This window comes from Carnobacterium divergens (assembly GCF_900258435.1).
GTDB classification, from domain to species: Bacteria; Bacillota; Bacilli; order Lactobacillales; family Carnobacteriaceae; genus Carnobacterium; species Carnobacterium divergens_A.
In genome coordinates this window covers 2,292,835-2,314,907 of sequence record NZ_LT992558.1, presented here as the reverse complement: position 1 = coordinate 2,314,907, position 22,073 = coordinate 2,292,835, and the positions used below count along the sequence as shown (strand labels likewise).

At 35.7% G+C, this 22,073-nt stretch carries 25 protein-coding genes; 13 read left to right on the top strand and 12 right to left on the bottom strand.

Annotated elements, in window-relative coordinates; genetic code table 11:
- Positions 1-62: 62 nt before the first annotated feature.
- The 6 genes from CDIMF43_RS11670 to CDIMF43_RS11645 all read right to left on the bottom strand — a co-directional run bounded on the left by CDIMF43_RS11670 (position 63) and on the right by CDIMF43_RS11645 (position 5,560).
- Positions 63-1,577 carry an ABC transporter permease/substrate-binding protein gene (locus CDIMF43_RS11670; RefSeq protein ID WP_109842085.1) on the bottom strand — a complete coding sequence of 505 codons (1,515 nt, stop codon included), beginning with the start codon at positions 1,575-1,577 and terminating at the stop codon, positions 63-65.
- The gene (locus tag CDIMF43_RS11665) at positions 1,577-2,551 is read right to left on the bottom strand and encodes an ABC transporter ATP-binding protein (protein WP_109842084.1); all 975 of its coding nucleotides are present in this window, start codon (positions 2,549-2,551) and stop codon (positions 1,577-1,579) included. Before CDIMF43_RS11665 ends, CDIMF43_RS11670 begins: the two co-directional genes overlap by 1 nt.
- Before the next feature lie 130 nt (positions 2,552-2,681).
- Positions 2,682-3,332: an amino acid ABC transporter permease gene (locus CDIMF43_RS11660; protein WP_034568567.1), complete on the bottom strand. Its 651-nt coding sequence runs from the start codon at positions 3,330-3,332 to the stop codon at positions 2,682-2,684.
- Between the two features lie 17 nt (positions 3,333-3,349).
- The gene (locus CDIMF43_RS11655) at positions 3,350-3,997 is read right to left on the bottom strand and encodes an amino acid ABC transporter permease (protein ID WP_109842083.1); all 648 of its coding nucleotides are present in this window, start codon (positions 3,995-3,997) and stop codon (positions 3,350-3,352) included.
- Between the two features lie 23 nt (positions 3,998-4,020).
- The gene (locus tag CDIMF43_RS11650) at positions 4,021-4,812 is read right to left on the bottom strand and encodes a transporter substrate-binding domain-containing protein (RefSeq protein ID WP_074401789.1); all 792 of its coding nucleotides are present in this window, start codon (positions 4,810-4,812) and stop codon (positions 4,021-4,023) included.
- A gap of 19 nt (positions 4,813-4,831) precedes the next feature.
- Positions 4,832-5,560: an amino acid ABC transporter ATP-binding protein gene (locus CDIMF43_RS11645; RefSeq protein ID WP_074401790.1), complete on the bottom strand. Its 729-nt coding sequence runs from the start codon at positions 5,558-5,560 to the stop codon at positions 4,832-4,834.
- Between the two features lie 236 nt (positions 5,561-5,796).
- Between CDIMF43_RS11645 and CDIMF43_RS13635 the strand changes: the two genes are divergently transcribed.
- Together CDIMF43_RS13635 and abc-f are read left to right on the top strand one after the other, a co-directional pair.
- On the top strand, positions 5,797-5,955 hold the full coding sequence (locus tag CDIMF43_RS13635) for a hypothetical protein (protein WP_156099050.1): 159 nt from the start codon (positions 5,797-5,799) through the stop codon (positions 5,953-5,955).
- 111 nt (positions 5,956-6,066) lie between these two features.
- Positions 6,067-7,899, top strand: coding sequence for a ribosomal protection-like ABC-F family protein (gene abc-f, locus CDIMF43_RS11640; protein ID WP_109842082.1), 1,833 nt, complete (start codon positions 6,067-6,069; stop codon positions 7,897-7,899).
- A 21-nt stretch (positions 7,900-7,920) separates the two neighbouring features.
- Here abc-f and CDIMF43_RS11635 read toward each other — a convergent pair whose 3' ends face one another.
- Complete coding sequence (locus CDIMF43_RS11635; RefSeq protein ID WP_109842081.1) at positions 7,921-8,412, bottom strand: methylated-DNA--[protein]-cysteine S-methyltransferase; 492 nt, start codon at positions 8,410-8,412, stop codon at positions 7,921-7,923.
- A 163-nt stretch (positions 8,413-8,575) separates the two neighbouring features.
- Between CDIMF43_RS11635 and CDIMF43_RS11630 the strand changes: the two genes are divergently transcribed.
- From CDIMF43_RS11630 to CDIMF43_RS11615, 4 genes are all read left to right on the top strand, one after another.
- Positions 8,576-9,955, top strand: coding sequence for a bifunctional metallophosphatase/5'-nucleotidase (locus CDIMF43_RS11630; protein ID WP_109842080.1), 1,380 nt, complete (start codon positions 8,576-8,578; stop codon positions 9,953-9,955).
- 91 nt (positions 9,956-10,046) lie between these two features.
- A complete protein-coding gene (locus CDIMF43_RS11625) occupies positions 10,047-10,754 on the top strand; it encodes a YutD family protein (protein ID WP_109842079.1) in 708 nt (235 codons plus the stop codon).
- 13 nt (positions 10,755-10,767) lie between these two features.
- Positions 10,768-11,535, top strand: a complete 768-nt coding sequence (locus CDIMF43_RS11620; RefSeq protein WP_109842078.1) for a TIGR01457 family HAD-type hydrolase — start codon at positions 10,768-10,770, stop codon at positions 11,533-11,535.
- On the top strand, positions 11,532-12,161 hold the full coding sequence (locus tag CDIMF43_RS11615; protein WP_109842077.1) for a TIGR01906 family membrane protein: 630 nt from the start codon (positions 11,532-11,534) through the stop codon (positions 12,159-12,161). The genes CDIMF43_RS11620 and CDIMF43_RS11615 overlap by 4 nt, the downstream gene beginning before the upstream one ends.
- A 15-nt stretch (positions 12,162-12,176) precedes the next feature.
- Here the strand turns inward: CDIMF43_RS11615 and CDIMF43_RS11610 are convergent, their stop codons facing one another.
- Positions 12,177-12,821, bottom strand: a complete 645-nt coding sequence (locus CDIMF43_RS11610; protein WP_199198186.1) for a DedA family protein — start codon at positions 12,819-12,821, stop codon at positions 12,177-12,179.
- A 129-nt stretch (positions 12,822-12,950) separates the two neighbouring features.
- Positions 12,951-13,463, bottom strand: a complete 513-nt coding sequence (locus CDIMF43_RS11605; protein ID WP_109842076.1) for a phosphatidylglycerophosphatase A family protein — start codon at positions 13,461-13,463, stop codon at positions 12,951-12,953.
- A 129-nt stretch (positions 13,464-13,592) separates the two neighbouring features.
- Between CDIMF43_RS11605 and CDIMF43_RS11600 the strand changes: the two genes are divergently transcribed.
- Entirely contained in the window at positions 13,593-13,829 is a 237-nt protein-coding gene (locus tag CDIMF43_RS11600) for a DUF1450 domain-containing protein (RefSeq protein WP_034568588.1), read from the top strand.
- A gap of 41 nt (positions 13,830-13,870) precedes the next feature.
- Here CDIMF43_RS11600 and CDIMF43_RS11595 read toward each other — a convergent pair whose 3' ends face one another.
- Positions 13,871-14,878 (bottom strand): NAD(P)/FAD-dependent oxidoreductase, encoded by a 1,008-nt coding sequence (locus tag CDIMF43_RS11595; RefSeq protein ID WP_193553786.1) that lies wholly within the window; start codon positions 14,876-14,878, stop codon positions 13,871-13,873.
- Between the two features lie 133 nt (positions 14,879-15,011).
- A complete protein-coding gene (locus CDIMF43_RS11590; protein WP_074401800.1) occupies positions 15,012-15,509 on the bottom strand; it encodes a divergent PAP2 family protein in 498 nt (165 codons plus the stop codon).
- A gap of 161 nt (positions 15,510-15,670) precedes the next feature.
- On the opposite strand from CDIMF43_RS11590, the gene CDIMF43_RS11585 reads away from it, so the two are divergent.
- Both CDIMF43_RS11585 and CDIMF43_RS11580 read left to right on the top strand, forming a co-directional pair.
- Entirely contained in the window at positions 15,671-16,261 is a 591-nt protein-coding gene (locus tag CDIMF43_RS11585; RefSeq protein WP_034568594.1) for a peptidylprolyl isomerase, read from the top strand.
- Positions 16,262-16,390: 129 nt separating this feature from the next.
- A complete protein-coding gene (locus CDIMF43_RS11580) occupies positions 16,391-17,248 on the top strand; it encodes an ROK family protein (protein ID WP_034568596.1) in 858 nt (285 codons plus the stop codon).
- A gap of 39 nt (positions 17,249-17,287) precedes the next feature.
- On the opposite strand, the gene CDIMF43_RS11575 is transcribed toward CDIMF43_RS11580, so the two are convergent.
- Positions 17,288-18,463: a MalY/PatB family protein gene (locus CDIMF43_RS11575; protein ID WP_109842074.1), complete on the bottom strand. Its 1,176-nt coding sequence runs from the start codon at positions 18,461-18,463 to the stop codon at positions 17,288-17,290.
- Positions 18,464-18,634: 171 nt separating this feature from the next.
- On the opposite strand from CDIMF43_RS11575, the gene CDIMF43_RS11570 reads away from it, so the two are divergent.
- From CDIMF43_RS11570 to CDIMF43_RS11555, 4 genes are all read left to right on the top strand, one after another.
- Positions 18,635-19,012, top strand: a complete 378-nt coding sequence (locus CDIMF43_RS11570; RefSeq protein WP_074401803.1) for a CvfD/Ygs/GSP13 family RNA-binding post-transcriptional regulator — start codon at positions 18,635-18,637, stop codon at positions 19,010-19,012.
- Between the two features lie 98 nt (positions 19,013-19,110).
- On the top strand, positions 19,111-19,500 hold the full coding sequence (locus CDIMF43_RS11565) for a hypothetical protein (protein WP_034568601.1): 390 nt from the start codon (positions 19,111-19,113) through the stop codon (positions 19,498-19,500).
- 125 nt (positions 19,501-19,625) lie between these two features.
- Complete coding sequence (locus CDIMF43_RS11560; protein ID WP_034568603.1) at positions 19,626-20,972, top strand: glucose-6-phosphate isomerase; 1,347 nt, start codon at positions 19,626-19,628, stop codon at positions 20,970-20,972.
- 86 nt (positions 20,973-21,058) lie between these two features.
- Positions 21,059-21,586: a GNAT family N-acetyltransferase gene (locus tag CDIMF43_RS11555; protein ID WP_109842073.1), complete on the top strand. Its 528-nt coding sequence runs from the start codon at positions 21,059-21,061 to the stop codon at positions 21,584-21,586.
- Positions 21,587-22,073: the final 487 nt, after the last annotated feature.

Below are 22,073 nucleotides of genomic sequence, written 5' to 3'. Positions count from 1 at the left end.
TTTTTTTGTAGAAAAAAAGAACCTTCCAACTATGAAAGATTCTTTCTTAATTCAACTACTCGTTACTTCAACAATCCTTCTTTTTGAAGAAACTCTTTCGCAACAGTAGCTGCCGATTGATTGTTAATATTCACTTCATAATTCATTTTCCGCATCTCATCATCCGTTATTTTTCCACCTAGCTTAGTTAAAACATCTGCTAATTCTGGATATTTTTCCAGCGTGCTGTTTAAAAGCAATGGCGCGCCTTGATAAGGAGGGAAGAGCTGTCGATCATCTTTTAAGACCGTTAACTTGTATTGAGCCAGCTCACTATCTGTTGAGTAGGCATCAATCACTTGAATATCACCAGCTTCGATAGCAGAGTAACGAAGTTTAGGCTCCATCGTTTGTAAACGATCAAAGGTAATATCATATAATTTTTGAATTCCCTTATACCCATCATTGCGGTCAGCAAATTCTAAAGTAAATCCAACATTTGCAGTATGACTAACTGCTTGTAAATCAGAAATAGAGGATAGTTGATGTTCTTTTGCATAGTTTTGAGAAACCGCTAAAGCATAAGTGTTATTGTACTTCATCGGGTCTAAATACGCCATTTTAAATTGCTTATCCAGTCCGGTCTTAGCTTGTTGATAGACTTGGTTTTCATCATGACTTTTAGAAGGCTCATTTAAGAAGGTCTCTAAAACCGTCCCAGTAAATTCTGGGTAAATATCAATATCGCCTTTTTGCAATGCATTAAATAAAAAACTAGTTTTCCCCATATTTGGTTTTAACGTAACCTTCAAATCCGTTTCATCTTCAATGAGGTATTTATACATATTGATTAAAATTTCTGGTTCAGCACCTAATTTCCCTGCAATGACAACTTCCTTTTGAGGTTGATTAATAAGCGGGATTAAAATAAAGCCTAGAATAACGACTGCTAAGGTGCCCAAAGTAATCAAGCTTTTTTTAAAGGAGATACGTTCAAAAATCCGTAATAAATAATCAAAAATAATAGCTAACAAAGCAGCAGGAATTGCCCCCAGTAAAATTAATTGATGATTATTTCGGTCAATGCCAAGTAAAATCAAACTTCCTAAACCACCAGCACCGATTAAAGCCGCTAAGGTGGCCGTACCAATAATTAAGACCATCGCTGTTCGAATTCCTGCCATAATAACAGGCATAGCAATTGGAATTTGAACCTTGTATAGGCTACGCCAACGATTCATCCCCATCGCACTTGCTGCTTCAACAAGAGAAGGATCAACCTCCGCAATTCCTGTATACGTGTTTCGCAAAATTGGAAGGAGTGCATAAATGACTAACGCAATCACAGCAGGCAACGTTCCAATTCCTACTAAAGGAATCATTAAGCCTAATAAGGCAAGAGAGGGGATTGTCTGGAAAATAGCCGCAACTTGAATAATCGGCTCCGCAATTTTTTTATGAGAAGTTAAATAAATTCCTAAAGGCAGTGCAATTAAAACCGCAATCAACAAGGCAATAAAAGAAATTTGAATGTGTTGAAGGAGAGCCGTTGCTAAATCTTCTTTACGTTCTTGAAATGTTTCGATCAACGTCATCATCAATCTGTCCCTCCTTTTTGAATACCAGAACTTAGAAATGCAAGGAAGTCTTGATGAGTGATTTTACCTAAGTAAGTGGAGTTCTCTATGATTTGAACAATTGGAAATCTTGTTAAGGCTAAAATCAAGTCATCAACCGAAGTCTCTTTTGTGACCACTAAAGCCTCCGTTTCTTCAAGTGCTAAAGGTGATGTTGAAAAATGATTCATAGCCATCAACGTTTGAACGGTTTGAGAAGTGGTAACAGCTACATTCCCAGATTGAAGAAATTCGCGAACAAACTCATTTTTAGGATTCTGACAAATTTCATCAGGAGTCCCGATTTGCTCCACATGCCCCTCCTTCATAATACAAATGCGATCGCCTAACTTTAAAGCCTCTTGCATATCATGAGTCACAAAGACAATCGTCTTTTTAACTTGTTGATGAAGTTTCGCCACATCTTCTTGCAACTTCTTTTTACTGATAGGGTCCAGTGCACTAAAGGGCTCATCCATTAAAATAATATCTGGGTCAGCCGCCATTGCTCGTAAAACACCCACACGTTGTTGTTCACCACCAGATAATTCAGAAGGCAAACGGTGACGGTAACTTTCAGCGTCTAAGCCCACACTCGTTAACAACTCTGTTACTCGTTCCTTCATTTGCGTTTTTGACCATTTTTTCATTTCGGGTACAGTTGTAATGTTCTCTTCAATCGTCATATTTGGAAAAAGAGCAATTTGCTGTAAGACATAGCCAATATTCCAACGCAACTCATGAATCGTATAATCACTAATCGGTTTATTCTGAATTCGAATCGTACCAGTTGTTAATGGAATTAAGCGATTGATCATTTTTAAGGTAGTGGTTTTTCCACTTCCACTAGGACCAATCAAGACAAAAAATTCTCCTTCGTTAATTTCAAGAGTTAAGTCCGAAACAACAGGTTTTCCTGGAGAATAAGATTTTGAGACGTTTTCAAAGCGAATCATTTCATCCCTCCTTTAATGTTTTTGTAAACAAAATTATAGCATTTTTTAATTTAGAACGCTAGTTCGCTGACTTGAAATAAAAAAAAAGAACAATAAACGACGAATCATTTATTGTTCAAATAACAGATACTTATTGAAGTTTCAGCTCAAGTCGTTTCGATACACGGGAAAGTAAGAAACAAACAATAAAATACAAGAATGTCATAGCAGCAAACATCGGTAAGACGGCTGTTGTATCTTGACCGTAAATAATTTTTGCATTATGAGTCAATTCTGGTAAAGAAATAATAACAGCAAGAGACGTATCTTTAATTAATGAAATAAATTGGCTGACAATCGGCGGAAGCATCTTTTGAAAGGCCTGTGGAAAGATAATCGACCAAAGTGTTTGACCATATGTCAACCCAGTCGAACGACCAGCTTCCATTTGCCCCTTAGGAACGGCATTTAAGCCCGCTCGAATAATTTCAGAGAGCATTGCCGATTCAAAAATAGTTAAAGCAGCCACGCTTGACCAGAAAATACTTAGACGAATGCCAACCTGTGGCAATGCAAAATAAGTAAAAAAGATAATCAACAACAAAGGCAAATTGCGGATAATATCAATTAAAACACCGACAATCGCTGAAATAAATGGAACTTTCATAAAACGAATCAGACCTGCAATCCCGCCGATGACAAAGCTAAAAATAATCGACAAGACAGCGACCATAATTGTGACCCATAAACCATCTAATAAGAAGCGAATATTGATCCATGAAAAAGCCTCGATAAAGTTCAAATCAACTCTCCTCCTTCTTAATGTTTAACCTCTAAACGTTTTTCAATATGTTTCATCAAATAAGACAAAGGCAATGTTAAAATCAAATAAAACCCACCAACAATCAAATACGTATCAAAGGTATTAAAGGTTTCACTTGCAATCAAATCCCCTTGATACATCAAATCAAGACCTGCAACCATCGCTAAAATAGAGGAATTTTTTACTAGATTAATAAACTGATTGCCTAGTGGGGGAATGACAATCTTAAAGGCTTGGGGCAAAATAATGTACCACATCACCTTGGAATAGGTGAAACCAGAAGAAAGCCCAGCTTCTAATTGACCTTTTGGAACACTCTCAATTCCTGCACGAACCGTTTCAGCAATAAAAGCAGAAGTATAAAGAGTTAGCCCAATGGTTCCCGCAGTAAAGCCATTCAATTGAAACCAATACAAAGGGGCAACCACGTAGAAAAACATAACAATAATCAATAACGGAATATTACGGAAAAATTCCACATAAGCCTTTGCAAGGTATTGAACCCATTTTTTATGAGAGAGTTGAAAAATAGCCATCAACGTTCCAATAATCAAACTAAAAAGCAATGCAAGCAAACTTGCATAAAGTGTATATTTAAAACCTTCAATCAAAGGCGTTGAGTAAGTTGAAAGAATTGTACCCATAGTTACGCGTCACCTCACTTAAATTATTTTTTAGGAAACCATTTTTGATAAATCTTATCATAAGTTCCATTAGCTCTAATTGTTTCTAAAGCATGATTCACTTCTTTTAGGAAAGGTTCTTGCCCTTTATTAATGGCAATCCCATAAGGCTCATCAGTAAAGTTCCCACCGGCAAGTTCATAATCAGGATTTTCTTCAGCAATCCCTAAAAGGATACTATTATCTGTAGTCATAGCGTCACCTTGGCCAGATTGCAAGGCAGTAAAAGCCTCTGCATAATTTTCTAATTCCAATACTTTTGTCTCAGGTGCCTTTGCTCGAATATTTATAGCAGAAGTGGAGCCCTTAACCGCTAAAACCGTTGTGTTAGCATTTAAATCCGCAATGCTTTTGATTGGACTGCCTTTTTTGACTAACAAAGATTGCCCTGCATCAAAATAGCTATCTGTAAAATCCACTACTTTTTTACGCTCGTCAGAAATCGTCATAGTAGCAATAATGGCATCAATATTCCCGTTTTTTAACAAGGGGATTCTTGTTTTAGAAGTAACTTCTACAAACTCCGCTTTTCCATTCTTACCAAGCATTTCTGTTGTTAAGGCCTTTGCAATATCAATGTCAAAGCCTTCAATTTCACGAGATTCAATATTAATTAAACCAAAAAGCCGTGTATCTGTTTTTACTCCCCAAACAATCGTTGGACTGGTTTTGATTCTTGTTTTAATGTCCTCGTTCGCAACACTTGCTTTGCCACAAGCCGTTAAGACGAGCATCATCAAGAAGAGGAGAGCGCCTTTTTTTAATAATTGTTTCATCAGCAAATGCCTCCTTTAATTAATGATTAATGATTTTGCTTAAAAATTGTTGTGCTCTGATTTCTTTTGGCTGCTCATAAAATTCAATCGCATTTGCATCTTCTAAAATTTGCCCATCTGCCATAAAAATTACGCGATCAGCCACTTCTCTTGCAAAGCCCATTTCATGGGTAACAACAACCATCGTCATGCCTTCACGGGCTAATTTTTTCATCACCTCAAGAACTTCCCCAATCATTTCAGGATCAAGTGCTGACGTTGGTTCATCAAACAGCATTACTTCCGGTTGCATAGCTAAACCCCTTGCAATCGCAATACGTTGCTGTTGACCACCAGATAATTGTGAAGGGTAGGAATCCTTTTTATCTAACATGCCGACTTTTTCAAGCAACGTTTCTGCTAATTTAGTGGCATCCTCTTTTGATTTTTTTAAGACTTTGATTGGTGCAAGTGTGATGTTTTCTAACACTGTTTTATGAGGGTACAAATTAAAATGCTGAAAGACCATGCCTAGGTTTTTACGAACGTGATTCATATTTGTTCCCTTACCATGTAGATCCACATCATTTATCAAAAGCTGCCCTTCTGTAATATCTTCCAACCCATTAATACAGCGAAGCATCGTACTTTTACCAGAGCCAGAAGGACCGATTACAACCACAACTTCCCCTTTTTGTACGGTTAAATTAATGTCTTTCAAGGCGTGAAATGAGCCGTAATATTTTTCAACCTCTTTAAATTCAATCATGAAATCACTCCTCTATTAAGTCGATAATCTAAAGAAACTATTAGAATACGTTCATTATATTTTAATGATAGAGCTATTATATCGGCTAAATAAGCAGTTTGTAAAGTTTTTAGTGAAATTTTTTTTATAAAAGTGCTATCTTGGTGTTACATTTCCTTACATATCAAAGAAAAGTTGCGATAAAGGTCAGGTTGTGTTAATCTAATTTTAATAAATGAAATGGAGGTGAATAAAAGATGAGTGGTAATTTAGTTGGAATGATTGATTTTACAATTTTATTTGTTAGTTTCTGCCATGCCGTTATTTTTAATGTTGCGCAAACAAGGGATAAGTCTGCCCAAAATTTCAACAATTCAATTAAAAATAATTTGCCAACTTGTCTTTTATTTCCCTAATTCAGAAATAATCTGTAACTAGGAAGTCAGTTGGGCAGGTGGAGAATCGTCTCCAGTTGTCCTTTTTTGTTGCAATAAAAGATAAAGATGATGGCACAAAGGAGTAACATCATGTTTATTACAGTCAAAGAAATCGGAAAAACCTTCGGAAGTTTAACCTTATTTGAAGAACTTTCCTTTACAATACCAGAAAATAAAAAAATCGGTTTAGTTGGAGACAATGGGAGTGGGAAATCAAGTTTATTTAAACTTTTACTCGGCATAGAATTCCCTAGTAGTGGAACAATCATCCGAAAAAAGGGGTTGAAAATCGGCTATTTAGAACAATTGCCTGTAGCGCTACCCAATCAAACGGTCTACCAAGTAATTGAACAAAGCTTTCCAACCTTTATCAAAATGAAAACGGACTTAACGTCAATGGAGTGTGAATTAGCAACAGAAACTGATGAAGATAAAATGGCTTCTCTGCTTTTAAAATACGGGAAATTACAAGAAGAGTTTATTGAAATTGGTGGATATGAGTTAGATTACAAAATCCAAAAACTAGCAACAGGTCTAGGAATAGAAACACTTTTAAAAGCAACCTTCAATCAATTAAGTGGAGGCGAGCAAACCAAAGTCGGTTTAATCAAAACCCTGCTACAAAATCCTGATTTATTATTATTAGATGAACCTACCAATCATTTGGATTTACAAGCAATCGAATGGTTAGAACATTATCTAAAAGAATACAGCGGTGGCGTGGTTATTATTTCTCATGACCGCCATTTCCTAGATGAAGTAGTGGAGCAAATCTACGAGCTTGAAGACAGTGAAGTGAGTATTTTTAATGGCAACTATAGTCGTTATAAAATTCAAAAACAAAAGAAGCTAGAACTAGAATTAAAAGATTACCAAGAACAACAAAAGAAAATCAAAAAACTTCAAGATGCCATTCGCCGTTACCGACAATGGGGAAATGAAAGTGGCAACGAAGACATGTTCAAAAAGGCTAAAAGCTTAGAAAAAAGGGTGCAACGAATTCAACAGCTAGCTAAGCCAATTATGGAAAAAGAAAAAGTTAAACTTACTTTAGAGGTCACACAACGAAGTGGAAAAAAAGTTTTAAGCTTTCACAATGTAAGTAAAGCTTTTGGTGAGAAACACTTATTTACAGAACTTGATTTCACCTTACTATGGAAACAGCGAGTAGGAATGGTAGGTGAAAATGGCACCGGTAAATCTTCCTTGATACGTTTAGCTTTAAAAGAAATAGCTCCTGATAAAGGAAAAATAAAAATCGGCGAAGGCGTAAAAATAGGCTACTTGCCTCAAAAAATTAGTTTTCCAAAAGAAGAAGCAACGGTATTAGCGACCTTCCGTTCAGAAATCGGCATGGAAGAAGGAGCAGCTAGACAATTTCTAGCGACGTTTTTATTCTTTGGCAGCGATGTTTTTCGTAAAGTTGGGCAATTGAGTGGCGGGGAACGAATGAGATTACGTTTAGCCATTTTAATGGAACAAGAAACGAATCTCTTGATATTAGATGAGCCAACCAATCATTTAGATATTTCTACCAGAGAAGTAATCGAAGACGTCCTGTCTAATTATCAAGGAACCATTTTTGCAATTTCCCATGACCGTTATTTTTTAGCAAAAGTAACGAATGAAACATTATGGTTAGATAAAAAGGGCCTAACGATGTACCCTGGCAGTTATCAGTGGGCAACGACTAAACGAAAACAACAACCTCCAATTGGATCAATTCCACTTTCAAACAAAAAAAGAACATTATCAGTAGCTACGATTGAAATGAAATTAGAAGAGAAAACGATTGAATTGACAAAATTGACGGACACACTAGAAACAAAACCAGAAAACGCTGCAGTACGTCAAAAAATCAATGAAGTGAAAACAGCGATTCATTTATTAGAAAATGACTGGTTCCAACAAATAGACAACTAAAAAAGAAGCTTCAATCCATGATCAGATTGAAGCTTCTTTTAGATGATTATTTTTTTCAAAATGCAACAACCATTCTTTCGTCGTTAAGCCGATTTCCGAAGAGCCACTGTACCCAACCAGCTTGCCATTTTTGCCAATTACCCGATGACAAGGAATCACAATCGGAAAAGGATTATTGCGATTCGCTTGCCCAATAGCCCGGACCGCCTTTGGATTTTCAATGGCTTCAGCAATATCCCCATAACTTCTTGTTTCGCCATAAGGAATGGTTCTTAACGCCTGCCAAACGCTACGTTGAAAAGGAGTGCCTGAATGAATCGAAAGAGGAACCGTAAATTCAGTTAAATTTCCTGCAAAATAAGCTTCTAATTCTTCTTTCAAAGCCAAACAAAAAGGTTCATCCTGAATCGCATTCTGTGCATCCTGCGGGTGAATCGTTAAATTATGAATACTAGTAATACCACATTCATCTTCCTTTAATTCAAGTAAACCAACTGGGCTTTCGACTAACATAAAGGACCTCCTTGTCTCATTTGATATAAGTTGCTTCTATTATAGTAGAAACAGTTGGACAATAAAAGGTAAATTCATCCTAATGAACGAACTTTAAGAAAAAATAAGAAAAGATTGCTATAATAAAAGAAAACGAATTCTAAAAGAAAAGAAGGCTGGTTAGATGGAACGCATTCATATTTACCATACAAACGATCTCCACTCACATTTTGAAAATTGGCCACGAATTCAGGAATTTTTACTAGAGCAACGTGAGTATAATCGTCAAAAAAATGAAGAAGTATTAATTTTTGATATCGGCGACGCCTTAGACCGAGTTCATCCTTTAACAGAAGCCACTGATGGCAAAGCAAATATCGCAGCCTTAAATCAAATTCATTATGACGGTGCGACAATTGGCAATAACGAAGGCGTAGGAAATTCAAAAAAACAATTGAATCAGCTCTATAGCGAAGCCAATTTTCCTGTTTTGCTGGCTAACTTAATCGATAAAGAAACAAATTTAAAACCAGAATGGGCAGAGTTATTTAAAATTTATCAAACAAAATCAGGACATCGAATCGGCGTCTTTGGTTTAACGGCTCCCTTTCCAACTAGCTATGAACCTAATGGCTGGCATGTGATTGAGCCCGATGATTGTATCCCCGAACTACTAGAAATTCTAATTCCAATGGTAGATAGTATTTTCTTATTATCCCATTTAGGAATTGAAGAAGATCGTAAAATTGCAAACATGTATCCAATGATTAATCTGATTATGGGTTCCCATACCCACCATCTATTGCCAACTGGTGAGAAAAATCGAGAAACTTTTGTGACAGCAGCCGGCAAATTTGGTCAACATATTGGACACATTACCTTGGAACTAGCTGCTGGTAAAATCCAACATGAAGAAGCCGAAGTCATTGCTACTTGTTCACTTCCTCCAACAGCGAATGAAGCAAAACTGATTTCAGACTACGAAGAGCAAGGCCATAGTCAGTTAAAAGAACAACAAATTGCCTATTTACCAAATGCCTTCCCCATAAGTTGGAAAGGTTCATCTCCATTAGTCAAGCTAGGATTAAAAGCCATTAAAGATTATGCACAAACAGAAGTTGCGATTGTCAATGCGGGTCTTTTTATGGAACCTTTACAAAAAGGGATCGTTTCTAAAAACGACTTGCATCAAATTCTGCCACACCCAATGCGTGTTCTAACGTGTACATTAGATGGTGAAAATCTGGAACGTTTGATTTTAGAAATGGAAAAAAACCGTAACTATTTGCGTTATTTTCCTATCAAAGGATTAGGATTTCGTGGGAAATTATTTGGTGAAATTTGTTACGATGGCATTTCCTATGACAATGAAAGCCAGACCGTTTATTGGCAAGGAGCGAAATTAGAACCTCAAAAAGAGTACACACTCGCAACTGTCGATCATTTTTTATATGTTCCTTTTTTTCCAACGATTGAAATCAAAGGAAGCAATCAAGTTCTGTTTCCATTTTTTATTCGCGATGTTTTAGGACAATATTTAAAGAGAAACTATCCAATTGCTTAAAAGTTCAGTATAATAGATAAGAACATGAAAATTTGAAGATACGACTTTATGTGGCTTCATTTCATCATAACTAAAATAGGGCGGTGACAAAATGACCCAGGAAAATAAAACAAAAGAACCTAAGCAAGAAGTAATGGAAGCAGCAGTAGTTGAAGAAGTGGCTGTGACTGAACCATTAGAAGAAAATCTCTTAGTTAAACGAATTGATGACACAACCATTATGATTGAAGAACAAACCTATGAGATCGTTTTAAACTATCGAGAGGCATTTGATGCTGAAAGACTTTCAGAACGATACAGTGAAATTCTATCAAAATACGATTACATCGTAGCCGATTGGGGTTTTGAACAATTAAGACTAAAAGGCTTCTATGATGATAAAAATCGAAAAGTTTCGCAAGATCAACGCATCAGTACGCTACAAGATTACCTGTATGAATATTGTAATTTTGGTTGTGCTTACTTTGTGTTGCAACGAGTTGGGGAAGTGAAAAAAGAAAAGAGTTTTAAACCAAAAAGATCACGGAACCGTCCAACTCATTCAAATCCTAAAGCAGTAACAACAAAGCCAGAAGCAAAAGCACAAAAAAATAAAACAACCAAACCAAACAACACAGCACAAAAAGCACCTAAAAAGAATTTTGTAACAAAAGACGCTACACAATCAAAACAAGCGCCAGTTGTTCAAAAACAAAAGCAAGAACCAAAAGCAAAAATTAAAACAGTAGAAGAAAAAAATGGGCAACGTCACTTTAACATTCGTCGCAATGACGTTGAACAAGTTAAAAATAAATCGTAAGGGGCTTATTACTTTGACTTATAAAGGTTATTTAATTGACTTAGATGGCACGATGTATCGAGGAAAAGAACCAATTCCTGCAGCAACTAGATTTATAGCGCGTTTACAAGAAGCAAACATTCCTTTTTTATTTGTAACAAATAATACAACGAAATCTCAAGAAGAAGTAGCAGAAAATTTAGCGACTCATTTTGATATCCATGTTTCAAAAGAAGCCGTTTATACTGGATCAGTGGCAACTGCTAGTTATTTAAAGTCATTGGATAAAGGCAATAAAGTGTTTGTAATTGGTGAATCGGGTTTAAAACAAGAATTACACGAAGCAGGCTTTATTAGTGAAGAAAAAAATCCAGATTATGTAGTTGTAGCCTTGGATCGTCAAGCTCGCTATCAAGATTTTGAAACAGCGACGTTAGCCATTCACAATGGAGCTCGTTTTATTTCTACCAATAAAGATACTAATCTACCTAGTGAAAAAGGGTTAGTTCCAGGAGCAGGTGCGTTGACGGCGTTATTGATAGCTTCAACAAAGCAGCAACCTACCTATATTGGGAAACCAGAAGCGATTATTATGAATGAAGCTTTAGGCGTGATTGGTTTAGCAAAAGAAGAGGTCCTGATGGTTGGAGATAACTATGAGACAGACATTATGGCAGGAATCAAAAATGACATCGATAGCTTACTCGTGTTTTCTGGTTTTACAAAGCCAGAAGAGTTGCTCAACGTCAAAGAGCAGCCTACTTATAAAGTCCCTTCATTAGATGATTGGTCATTAAGATGAAACAAAAAGCAATTCAACTAGGTGGAGTCACTCTATTGATTCTATTTATTCTGTCAATTTCAATTGCGCTGACAATTAATGTAACGATTCTTTATCGCGTAGATATCTCGTTATTAGCAATTGATCAACAGTCAGGCTTGTCGAAGGCAGTATTAATGGATAATTACCATCACTTACTGAGCTACTTAAACTTCCCTTGGATTCGATCATTGGAAATGCCAGATTTTCCTAGCTCTGCAAATGGCTTGAAACATTTCTTTGAAGTGAAGCGGTTATTTTTAGTTGATTATCTAGTTGTGATTATTAGTGGAGTAGGAAGCTTTTTCTATATTCGTTATTTAAAAAAACACCAATTAGGATGGACGTTGATTAGACCCTTTCAAGTATTAATAGTAGCTCCAGTTGTACTTGGAGTGGTGATGATGATTAGCTTCGATCAATTGTTTATTGTATTTCATGAAGTCTTGTTTAACAATGAAGATTGGATGTTTAATCCATCAACAGACCCAATTATTAACGTGCTTCCAGAAGCCTTTTTTATGCATTGCTTTATTTTAGCAATCTTATTAATGGAAATTCAATTTATTATTGGGTATTATTGGTCAAAAAAACAGATTCGCATCTAAGCGAATCTGTTTTTTTTAAGCTGTTTTTTTCATCTTTCCACGAATAAATGTAACAATCATTGGAATTAATGAAACAAAGATAATCCCTAAGACGACGATTGTAAAATTGTCTCTTACATAAGGAATATTTCCAAAAAAGAAACCAGCTAGGCAGCATAGCAATACCCAAACCGCGCCACCGATAAAGTTGTAACGGATAAAGTAACCATAATGCATCCGACTTGCACCCGCAATAAAAGGAGCAAAAGTTCGAATGAAGGGCATAAAACGAGCAATTAAAATTGTTTTTCCGCCATGCTTATTAAAGAAAGCTTCTGCTTTTTCCATTTTTTCTTTATTTAAGACTTTCCCCAGCAAACTATCTTCTGGAATCGACAGCCCAACTTTTTTCCCAATCTCATAGTTTACCGTATCTCCAATAATGGCCGCCGCCGCAAAAACAGCGATGAGAATCCAAATATTTAAATGGATAGCGGGTAAAGCTGCTAGCGCACTGGCTGCAAACAGTAGAGAATCACCTGGTAGAAATGGAAAAATGACTAATCCAGTTTCAATAAACACGATTAAAAATAGTATGACATACGTCCAAATTCCAAATTGGTCAATAATTGTTACTAAATGCTGATCAATATGTAAAATAAAATCGATCAGTCCATAAATGACAGACATAATTAAGTTCCCTCTATTCTTATTTTAGTATTAAACGTAATAATTGTAGCATAAAAACAAGTCTCTGAGTATCTATTTTCCAATTGTTTAAGGAATCTTACAGATAGCTAGGCAAGGACTTCACTGGGTAATATCACTTTTAGTAGGATCTGAATGGGCTAAACGACTAGCAGCAGCTGCTGCAATAGCTCCAACGATATCATCTAAAAAAGTATGAATTTCGCCAGGGACATGACGATTTAAACGTTTTAAAATACCTGGTTTTACTTTATCAATGTACCCAAAGTTGGTTAACCCAATTGATCCATAAACATTCACAATAGAAAGAGCCATAATTTCGTCAATTCCGTACAAGCCCTCATCTTCAGCGATAATATCTTGTAACGGTTGAATCAATTTATTTTCTTCAGCTAGTATATCTAACTGAATTCCTGTAATAATAGCATTTTGAACTTCGCGTTTTTTCAAAACAGCATGCACATTTTCTAAACAAATAGCCAACGTTAAATCTTCAATATAAGATTGTTGTAAAAACATAACAAGCTCGGCGATATCTGTCAATTCAACTTTACGTTCTTTCAATAACTCTAACGCTTTACGATATAATTCTGTTGTATCTTTTACCACATTCATCCACTCCATTCTATCTATCTAGTATACCTTATTTCATAAAAAAATTCATAAAGCAAAGCGAATGATTCCGCTAGTACTTGTAAACCATGTTATACTAACCCTAACAGATTAAAAAAAAGGAGGGTATAAATGAAACCAATCGTTGAATTTTGTGTTAATAATGTAGCAAATGGCGGACAAATTGTCCTCGATAAATTAGAAGCAGACGATCTAGTAGAAGTTGTTACATATGACTGTTTAAATGAATGTGTCATCTGTGCGCAAGATTTTTTTGCATTAGCAGAAGGCAAACTAGTTCGTGCAAAAACAACAGATGATTTAATCAAAGGCATTTACCAATCGTTAGAAGAAGAAGGTTGGCTATAAAAAAACACCGTTACTAGTAGAAAGTAACGGTGTTTATGCGTTTAAAATAGACTAGTACTATGCATGGGTTGAACTCTTGAATCTGGATTGATGTAACTCATTGCATTATTAATCGCAGTAGGAGCTTCCCCAAAACCTGCAGCAATCAATTTGATTTTGCCATCATACGTACAAATGTCACCAGCAGCATAAATGCCTTCAATCGTTGTTTCCATCTTACTGTTCACCACAATCGCATTTTTATCGATTTCAAGTCCCCAATCTTTAATGCTCCCAATCGAAGAACTAAAACCATAATTCACTAAAAAATCATCAACTTCAAGATCTTCAACCCCGTCACCTCGGACTTCCTTTAAGGTGATACTCGTTAAATTCTTCCCACTCCCATTGATTTTTGAAGGAACAAAAGGCGTTTTTAAGTGAACTGAAGATTGAGCCAACAAGGAAACACTGTGTTCATGGGCGCGGAATTGATTTCTTCGGTGAATCAGAAAAACCTCTTTAGCAATTGGCTCTAACATCAAAGCCCAATCGACAGCCGAATCTCCACCGCCACAAACCGCTACTTTGCGATCCTTAAATTGTTCCATATTATCAACAAAATAGTGAAGAGACGTTCCTTCAAACTGACGAGCATGTTCAATTTCCAATTTACGTGGTTGGAAAGCGCCATTACCAGCAGTCACAATAATCGCTTTTGAATAATGAATGCCTTGATTGGTTTCTAAAACAAATAATTTATCTTGATTTTTAGTAACGACAAGAACTTCTTCTTCTAAACAAATCGTTGTATCAAACCGCTCCATTTGTTTGGTTAAATTATGAACTAAATCCTGCGCCTTAATTTCTGGAAACCCAGCAATATCATAAATATATTTTTCTGGGTAGAGAGTAGAAAGTTGGCCACCTAATTTAGGTAAGCTTTCAATGATTTTTACTTTTGCGTTTCGCATGCCCCCGTAGAAGGCAGCAAACATACCAACAGGTCCACCACCAATGATGGTTATGTCAAATACGTCTTTTGTATGTTCCAATTTAAATTCCTCCATACTTGAAATGGGATTGCTCTGAGAATGATTATCAGTATAGCACAAATTCCCTTAGATTACATATAAAGAATAAAACTAAAAAAACTTTAATCTCAATTCTATGATAAATAGAAGAAATTAAAGAAAGAAAAGATTATAGAACATGAAAAACGGACATTAAAAAGTGAACAAAATAAGCGATACAAACACCTGTTACCATTCCAAATAGCACTTCTAGTGGTTTATGACCTAAATATTCTTTAATGTGTTTGTCTTTTTGTTGCTCTCTACGCAACGATTCTTTAGCCTGTTGATCTTTTAACTTTAAATTTTGCAAATCAATGATTAGTTGATTTAAAACAAGACCCTGTTCACCACTTTGTCTACGAACACCCATCGCATCAAACATCACAATGACGCCAAATGTGACAGCAATTGCCACTAATGGGGAGTTCCAACCATGCTGAATCACTAATGAAGCAATCAGCGCAGTAACACTAGCTGAGTGAGAACTAGGCATCCCGCCTGTTGAGGCTGCTAAAGCCCAGGTTGTTTTCTTTTTTAGCAAAAAAGCAATCGGAACCTTTACAACTTGTGAAAAACAAATAGCTGTCAAAGCGGAAATTAAAGGGAAATTGGTTAGAAAGCTCATCGACATCATCCTTTAAAAAATTAAGATTTTTAATAACTTCATCATATCATGAATTGTTCCTAGAGAGGAGATTTTTCAAAAATTTAAAAAGAAAAGTTGGCAAAATAGCTTAAATTTAGTTATGATAGACAAGTAAACAAAAAGTAGGAGGTTTTATAACAATGACTCAATTTCCACAACTAACAACAGAAGTAGCAGAAAATGAAGAACTAGTTACTTTAAAAACAACAATGGGGGATATTAAAATTAAATTATTCCCAGAAGTTGCCCCTAAAACAGTTGAAAACTTTTTAGGACTAGCTAAAAAAGGCTATTACGATGGTGTGATTTTTCACCGTGTAATTCCTGATTTTATGATTCAAGGTGGCGACCCAACTGGTACAGGTATGGGCGGAGAAAGCTTGTGGGGAGATTCATTCAATGATGAATTTTCAAAAGAAGTGTTTAACTTAAACGGTGCACTTTCAATGGCTAACGCTGGACCAAACACAAATGGCAGCCAATTCTTTATCGTATCAAACACAAACGTACCAGAAAACATGGTGTCACAATTAGAAGGCGCGGGCTATCCAAAAGAAATCATCGAAGCATACTCTAAAAATGGTGGAACACCATGGTTAGACTTCCGTCATTCAGTTTTTGGTCAAGTCGTTGACGGTATGGATGTCGTTTATGAAATTGAAAAAGTAAAACGCGGACCTCAAGATAAACCTGTAAATGGTGTTAGAATTGAATCTGTAGAAATCGCATAAACTAAAACTGCTCAACTCTGAAAAGATTTGAGCAGTTTTTTTATAAAAAAATGAAAACGCCCTCATTTTCATTCAAATTTATGCTACAATAAATAGGAAAAAGGGAAGAGCTAAAAGGAGAGTAAAAAAATGAACTATGGCGCAATTGAAGCAGGTGGCACAAAATTTGTTTGTGCAGTCAGTAATGAAGCATTTGAAATCATCGAACGAATCAGTATTCCAACGACAACCCCAGAGGAGACGCTTCAACAAGTATTTGCATTTTTTGATAATTACCAACTAGATGCAATCGGAATTGGCTCATTCGGTCCAATTGATGTTAATTTAAAATCCAGCACATACGGCTATGTTACGACAACCCCAAAAGTTGCTTGGACAAACTATGATTTTCTAGGTGCAGTAAAAGAGCGTTACCAGATACCAGTAGGCTGGACAACAGATGTTAATGCCGCAGCGCTAGGTGAAATCAAAAAAGGCGCAGCAATAGGAACCGAAAGTTGCCTTTATTTAACCGTTGGAACAGGAGTAGGCGGTGGCGCTGTCATGAATGGAAAGCTACTACAAGGATTTGGACATCCAGAAATGGGACATATTTTAGTCCGTCTTCATCCAGATGAAACCTATAAAGGTACGTGTCCTTACCATGAAAATTGCCTAGAAGGCTTAGCAGCAGGACCGGCAATCGAAGCACGTCACGGGAAAAAAGGACATCATTTAGCGGATGAAAAACACGTTTGGGAAATGGAAGCCTACTATTTAGCGCAAGCATTAATGAACTACACGTTGATTTTAAGCCCAGAAAGAATTGTATTGGGTGGTGGTGTGATGAAACAAGAACAATTATTCCCACTAGTACGTCAAGAATTTAAGAAAATGCTAGCAGGCTATGTTCAAGTTCCTCCATTAGATGAGTACATCGTCCCACCAGCACTTGGAGATAATGCTGGAATTACAGGCTGTTTACTATTAGCAGCAGACAGTCTATAAAAAAATACCATTCAGTCCTTTAAAGACTGAATGGTATTTTTAATGAGTAAATGCATATTTAATTCGTTTTAACCCTTCGACTAAAGTTGTTCTTGATGTGGCAATATTCATCCGAAGAAATTGACTACCAGCAGGACCAAAGTCAATGCCTGCATTCAACCCAATTTTTCCTACCTCCACAAAATGCTGAGTCAAGGCTTGGTCCTCTAATCCTAAAGAAGAAGCATTAAACCAAACTAAGTAAGTTCCTTGTGGTTTGACAACCATTACTTCAGGTAATTCAGTTGCAAAAAAGTCTAAGACCAAAGTTAAGTTTCCTTCCAAATAGTCTAAACAGTCAGCTAACCAATCATCACCTAATCGATAAGCTGCTTCTGTTGCTACATAACCGAAAGTATTAATGCCACTTTGTTCTGATTTATGCTGTTCTTGAATCAATAGATTTCGTAACCCTTCATTATAAACGTAAATCATCGAATTCTTTGTTCCAGCCATATTAAATGTTTTCGTTGCAGCTGTTAATGTAACAACAAAATCTTGATAACGTTCATCAATCGTTACAACTGAAGTAAAACGATGTGGATTAAAAATCAGATCACCATGAATCTCATCACTTACTAAAATAACCTTGTATTTATAACACAGTTCACTAAGCTGTATCAATTCGTCTTTTGACCAAACTCGTCCACCAGGATTATGAGGATTACATAAAATAAACAATTTCACATTCTTTGTTTTGAATTGCTGTTCCATCTCTTCAAAGTTCATGACAAACTGGTTGTCTTCAATTGTCAGTTCAGAACGAAGGACCTTTCGTTGATTGGCAGTAATCATAGACGTAAAGGGAGGGTATACTGGATCGTGAATCATAACGTTATCCTCAGGTGAAGTAAAGGCATTGACAACTAACGCGAGACTAGGCACAACACCTGGTGAAAATAAAATAGCCTCTCTTGTTAAAGACATATTGTGTTTTTGTTGCTGCCAATCAATAATTGCCTCATAAAGTGAATCAGGCGCTTTTGTATACCCTAAAACAGGACAGTTTTCCAAGGTGTTTTTTAAAGCATCCAACACAACTTTTGGCGTTTTAAAATCCATATCAGCAATCCACATTGGTAAAACCTCAGTTGATCCATAACGATCTTCCAACGTATCCCATTTAATCGAGTTTGTTTCTAAGCGATTTATAACCTCATCAAAATGACTTTCCATAAAATTCCCCCTTAAATAAAAACATTCTATATAGAGTAGTATACTGCATTGAAGACGTTTTCTCAAAAATAGCTACACGAATAAATAAGTAAAAATTCCCCATTTCTAAAAAAGTGGTGCTATAATGAACTAGAATTGATTCATGAAAATCTAAACAAAAGAGGTGAAAACATGAACTACAAAATCGGAACTATTGTAAAAGGCAAAGTAACCGGCATTCAACCATACGGAGCATTTGTCTCGTTAGATAAAGAAACGCAGGGACTTGTTCATATTTCAGAATGCAAACATGGCTTTGTTAAAAATTTAAATGAAGTTCTTCAAGTTGGAGAAGAAATCGAAGTAATGGTTATTGACGTTGATGAGTACACTAAGAAAATCAGTTTATCAATGCGATCACTTGAAGAAAATGTTACATTCCAATACCACCATAAAAAACGCAAAAATAGGCAAGACAAAGCAGTCAAACCAGGATTTCAATCCATTGCGAAAATGCTACCAAAATGGATTGAAGAAGCTAAAAAAGATGAGAAAGCCCGAAACAATTAATTAATTATTAATTAGAGCTTTTAATTTTAAAAAATTATGTTATGATACAAATTGTACTATTTCTAGAAGTTAAAATTATAGTGTGGGGTGCATATAAAATGATTGAGAAACAATGGGTTGCAGGAACCGTAATGGCTCTTGATAAGGATGGAAAGTCCGTATTTTTAGTTGCCAATCAGTCTGGCAAAGCAGATGACTTTTCTTTTCCGGCAACAAAACTATCAAAAGATAGAACTGGTTTAGCCAGTATTTTAGAAGATTTAAAAGAGAAATTAACCATTGAAGTCTCATCATTAAATTTATTTGAACTAACAAATGCCGTAGTAGATGACATGCGAATTCCTTTATTTGTCTTTGAAATGCCAAAAGAAATGGAAAATTTAGAAATGCTTTTAAAACCTTCAGAATCCAATTTGTCATGGCAGCACACAAGTGCGTTGAGAGATGCATTGAAAACTTGGGAAATCTCAGGAGTACCACAATTTTAAATATAACTAAAACAGGAAGCTCTTATTTAAAAGAACTTCCTGTTTTTTCTTGCATTTTCCTTCAAAAACTACTAAAGTAGAAAGGGAATACAAAGCTTGTAAAATTTAATATCGGAGGGTAAAATATGCCACATATTCAATTTGATTATTCAAAAATCGACCAATTTTTACAACCACACGAAGTTGATTACTTACAACAACAAGTAACAACTGCAGATGAGATGCTACGTAAAGGAACAGGACAAGGCAGTGACTTCTTAGGGTGGATTGATTTACCAACTGCTTACGATAAAGAAGAATTTAGCAGAATTAAAGCTGCAGCTAAAAAAATTCAATCAGATTCTGAAATCCTGATTGTAATTGGTATTGGCGGTTCTTATTTAGGAGCAAAAGCTGCTTTAGACTTTTTAAACCACTCATTCTATAACCTAATAGGCAAAGAAGACCGTAAAGCACCACAAATTTTCTTTGCTGGAAATAGCATTAGTTCAAGTTACCTACATGATTTAATTGAAGTAATTGGTGACCGCGATTTCTCAGTAAACATCATTTCAAAATCAGGGACAACAACAGAACCTGCAATCGCATTCCGCGTCTTTAAAGAATTACTAATTAAAAAATACGGAGCAGAAGAAGCTAAAAAACGTATTTATGCAACAACAGATAAAGCACGTGGCGCTTTAAAAGAAGAAGCCAACGCAGAAGGATACGAATCGTTTATTATCCCAGATGATGTAGGCGGACGTTTCTCTGTTTTAACACCCGTTGGATTATTGCCAATCGCAGCAAGTGGAGCAGATATTGATGCTTTAATGAAAGGTGCAGCTGACGCCAGCGTTGCTTATTCAAGTGATAAACTAGAAGAAAACGAAGCGTATCAATATGCAGCTGTTCGTAATGCTTTATACCGCAAAGGAAAAGTAACCGAGCTTTTAATCAACTATGAACCAAGTCTACAATACTTCTCAGAATGGTGGAAACAGTTATTCGGAGAGTCAGAAGGAAAAGACCAAAAAGGCATCTATCCATCAAGTGCAAACTTTTCAACTGATTTACACTCCCTAGGACAATATATCCAAGAAGGACGTCGCAATATCTTTGAAACAGTTATCAAAGTAGACAAAGCACGTCATGATATTAAAATCCCAGTAACAGAATCAGACTTAGACGGTCTAGGTTATTTACAAGGAAAAGAAATTGATTTTGTAAACACAAAAGCATTCCAAGGAACATTATTGGCACACACAGATGGAGAAGTTCCGAACTTGTTAGTTACAATTCCAGAAACAGACGCGTACACATTAGGCTACTTGATGTACTTCTTTGAAATTGCAGTAGGAATTTCAGGTTATTTAAATGGTGTCAATCCATTCGACCAACCAGGAGTTGAAGCTTATAAAAAAAATATGTTCGCCCTTTTAGGCAAACCTGGTTTCGAAGAGTTAGCAAAAGAATTAAATGAACGTCTATAAAATATCTCATTAAACAAACTAAATAGACATGTACTTAAAAGTGCATGTCTATTTTTATATCTTACTATAGAAGAAAAGAGGGAAAAATGGATACACAACTAAAGTTAAACAAAGCCAATATGAATGAGTACCCCCTGATTACTGAATTGTTAATAGAATCTGCAAAATGGTTGAAATCAAAAGGTTCCAAGCAATGGAATGGTATTTTAGAAGGAAAGGATAATCACGATACAAAATCAGCGATTGAAAGAGGAGACGTATTTTATTTCACTATGGAAAATTCTCCAGTAGGCATGTGTATATTGTGGAACAAACAAAGTTCATGGGACCAAGAACTTTGGGGAGTAGACAAGAGTGATCATTTTTTTTACTTGCATCGATTAGCGATTAATCGTCATTATTCAGGTCAAGGGATAGCGATGAAAATTCTGACGGAGGTTGAAAAATATAGTAAAAAAGAAAATAAAAAAGAAATTCGATTGGATTGTATTGCGGATAATCAAGTGTTAAATAAGTTATACCAAGATGCTGGATTTAATTTTTATAAAACGATCTATCAACATAATGCTGGAGAACAGATAGCAGATTTTAATTTATATAAGTTAGATTGCTAACCTTAAGCAGTCTAACTTATTAATAAACACGTATGTAAAGAGAGTCTTAATTGGTTAAGATACTGGATAATACAGTATGAAAGCATAATAATAAATGGAAATGTACGTCTTATTAAAAAAATGTATAAAAATGTGTGGATTTCTATTGACCAATAATCAGAAACTTGGTATAGTAGTTGATGTCGCTAAGAGCTACTAACTCTTAAAGATACATTGAAAAATGTTTTTAAATAAGTATTGACAAACATTCGTTGAATGTGATAATATTTCTAAGTCGCCAATTAAAGACGGAGACGATCATGAATAATTATTCAGTCAAAAAAATATTTATTCAAAAAAGTGTTGACAAGCTTCTAGCAAGATGTTATTATATAGAAGTTGTTAAAACGACAACGAAACAACTTAGACCTTTGAAAACTGAACAAAGTAAGACGAACCAAATGTGTAGGGTCTCTTGACTAGGTCAAGAGAAACAAACAAATTAGTG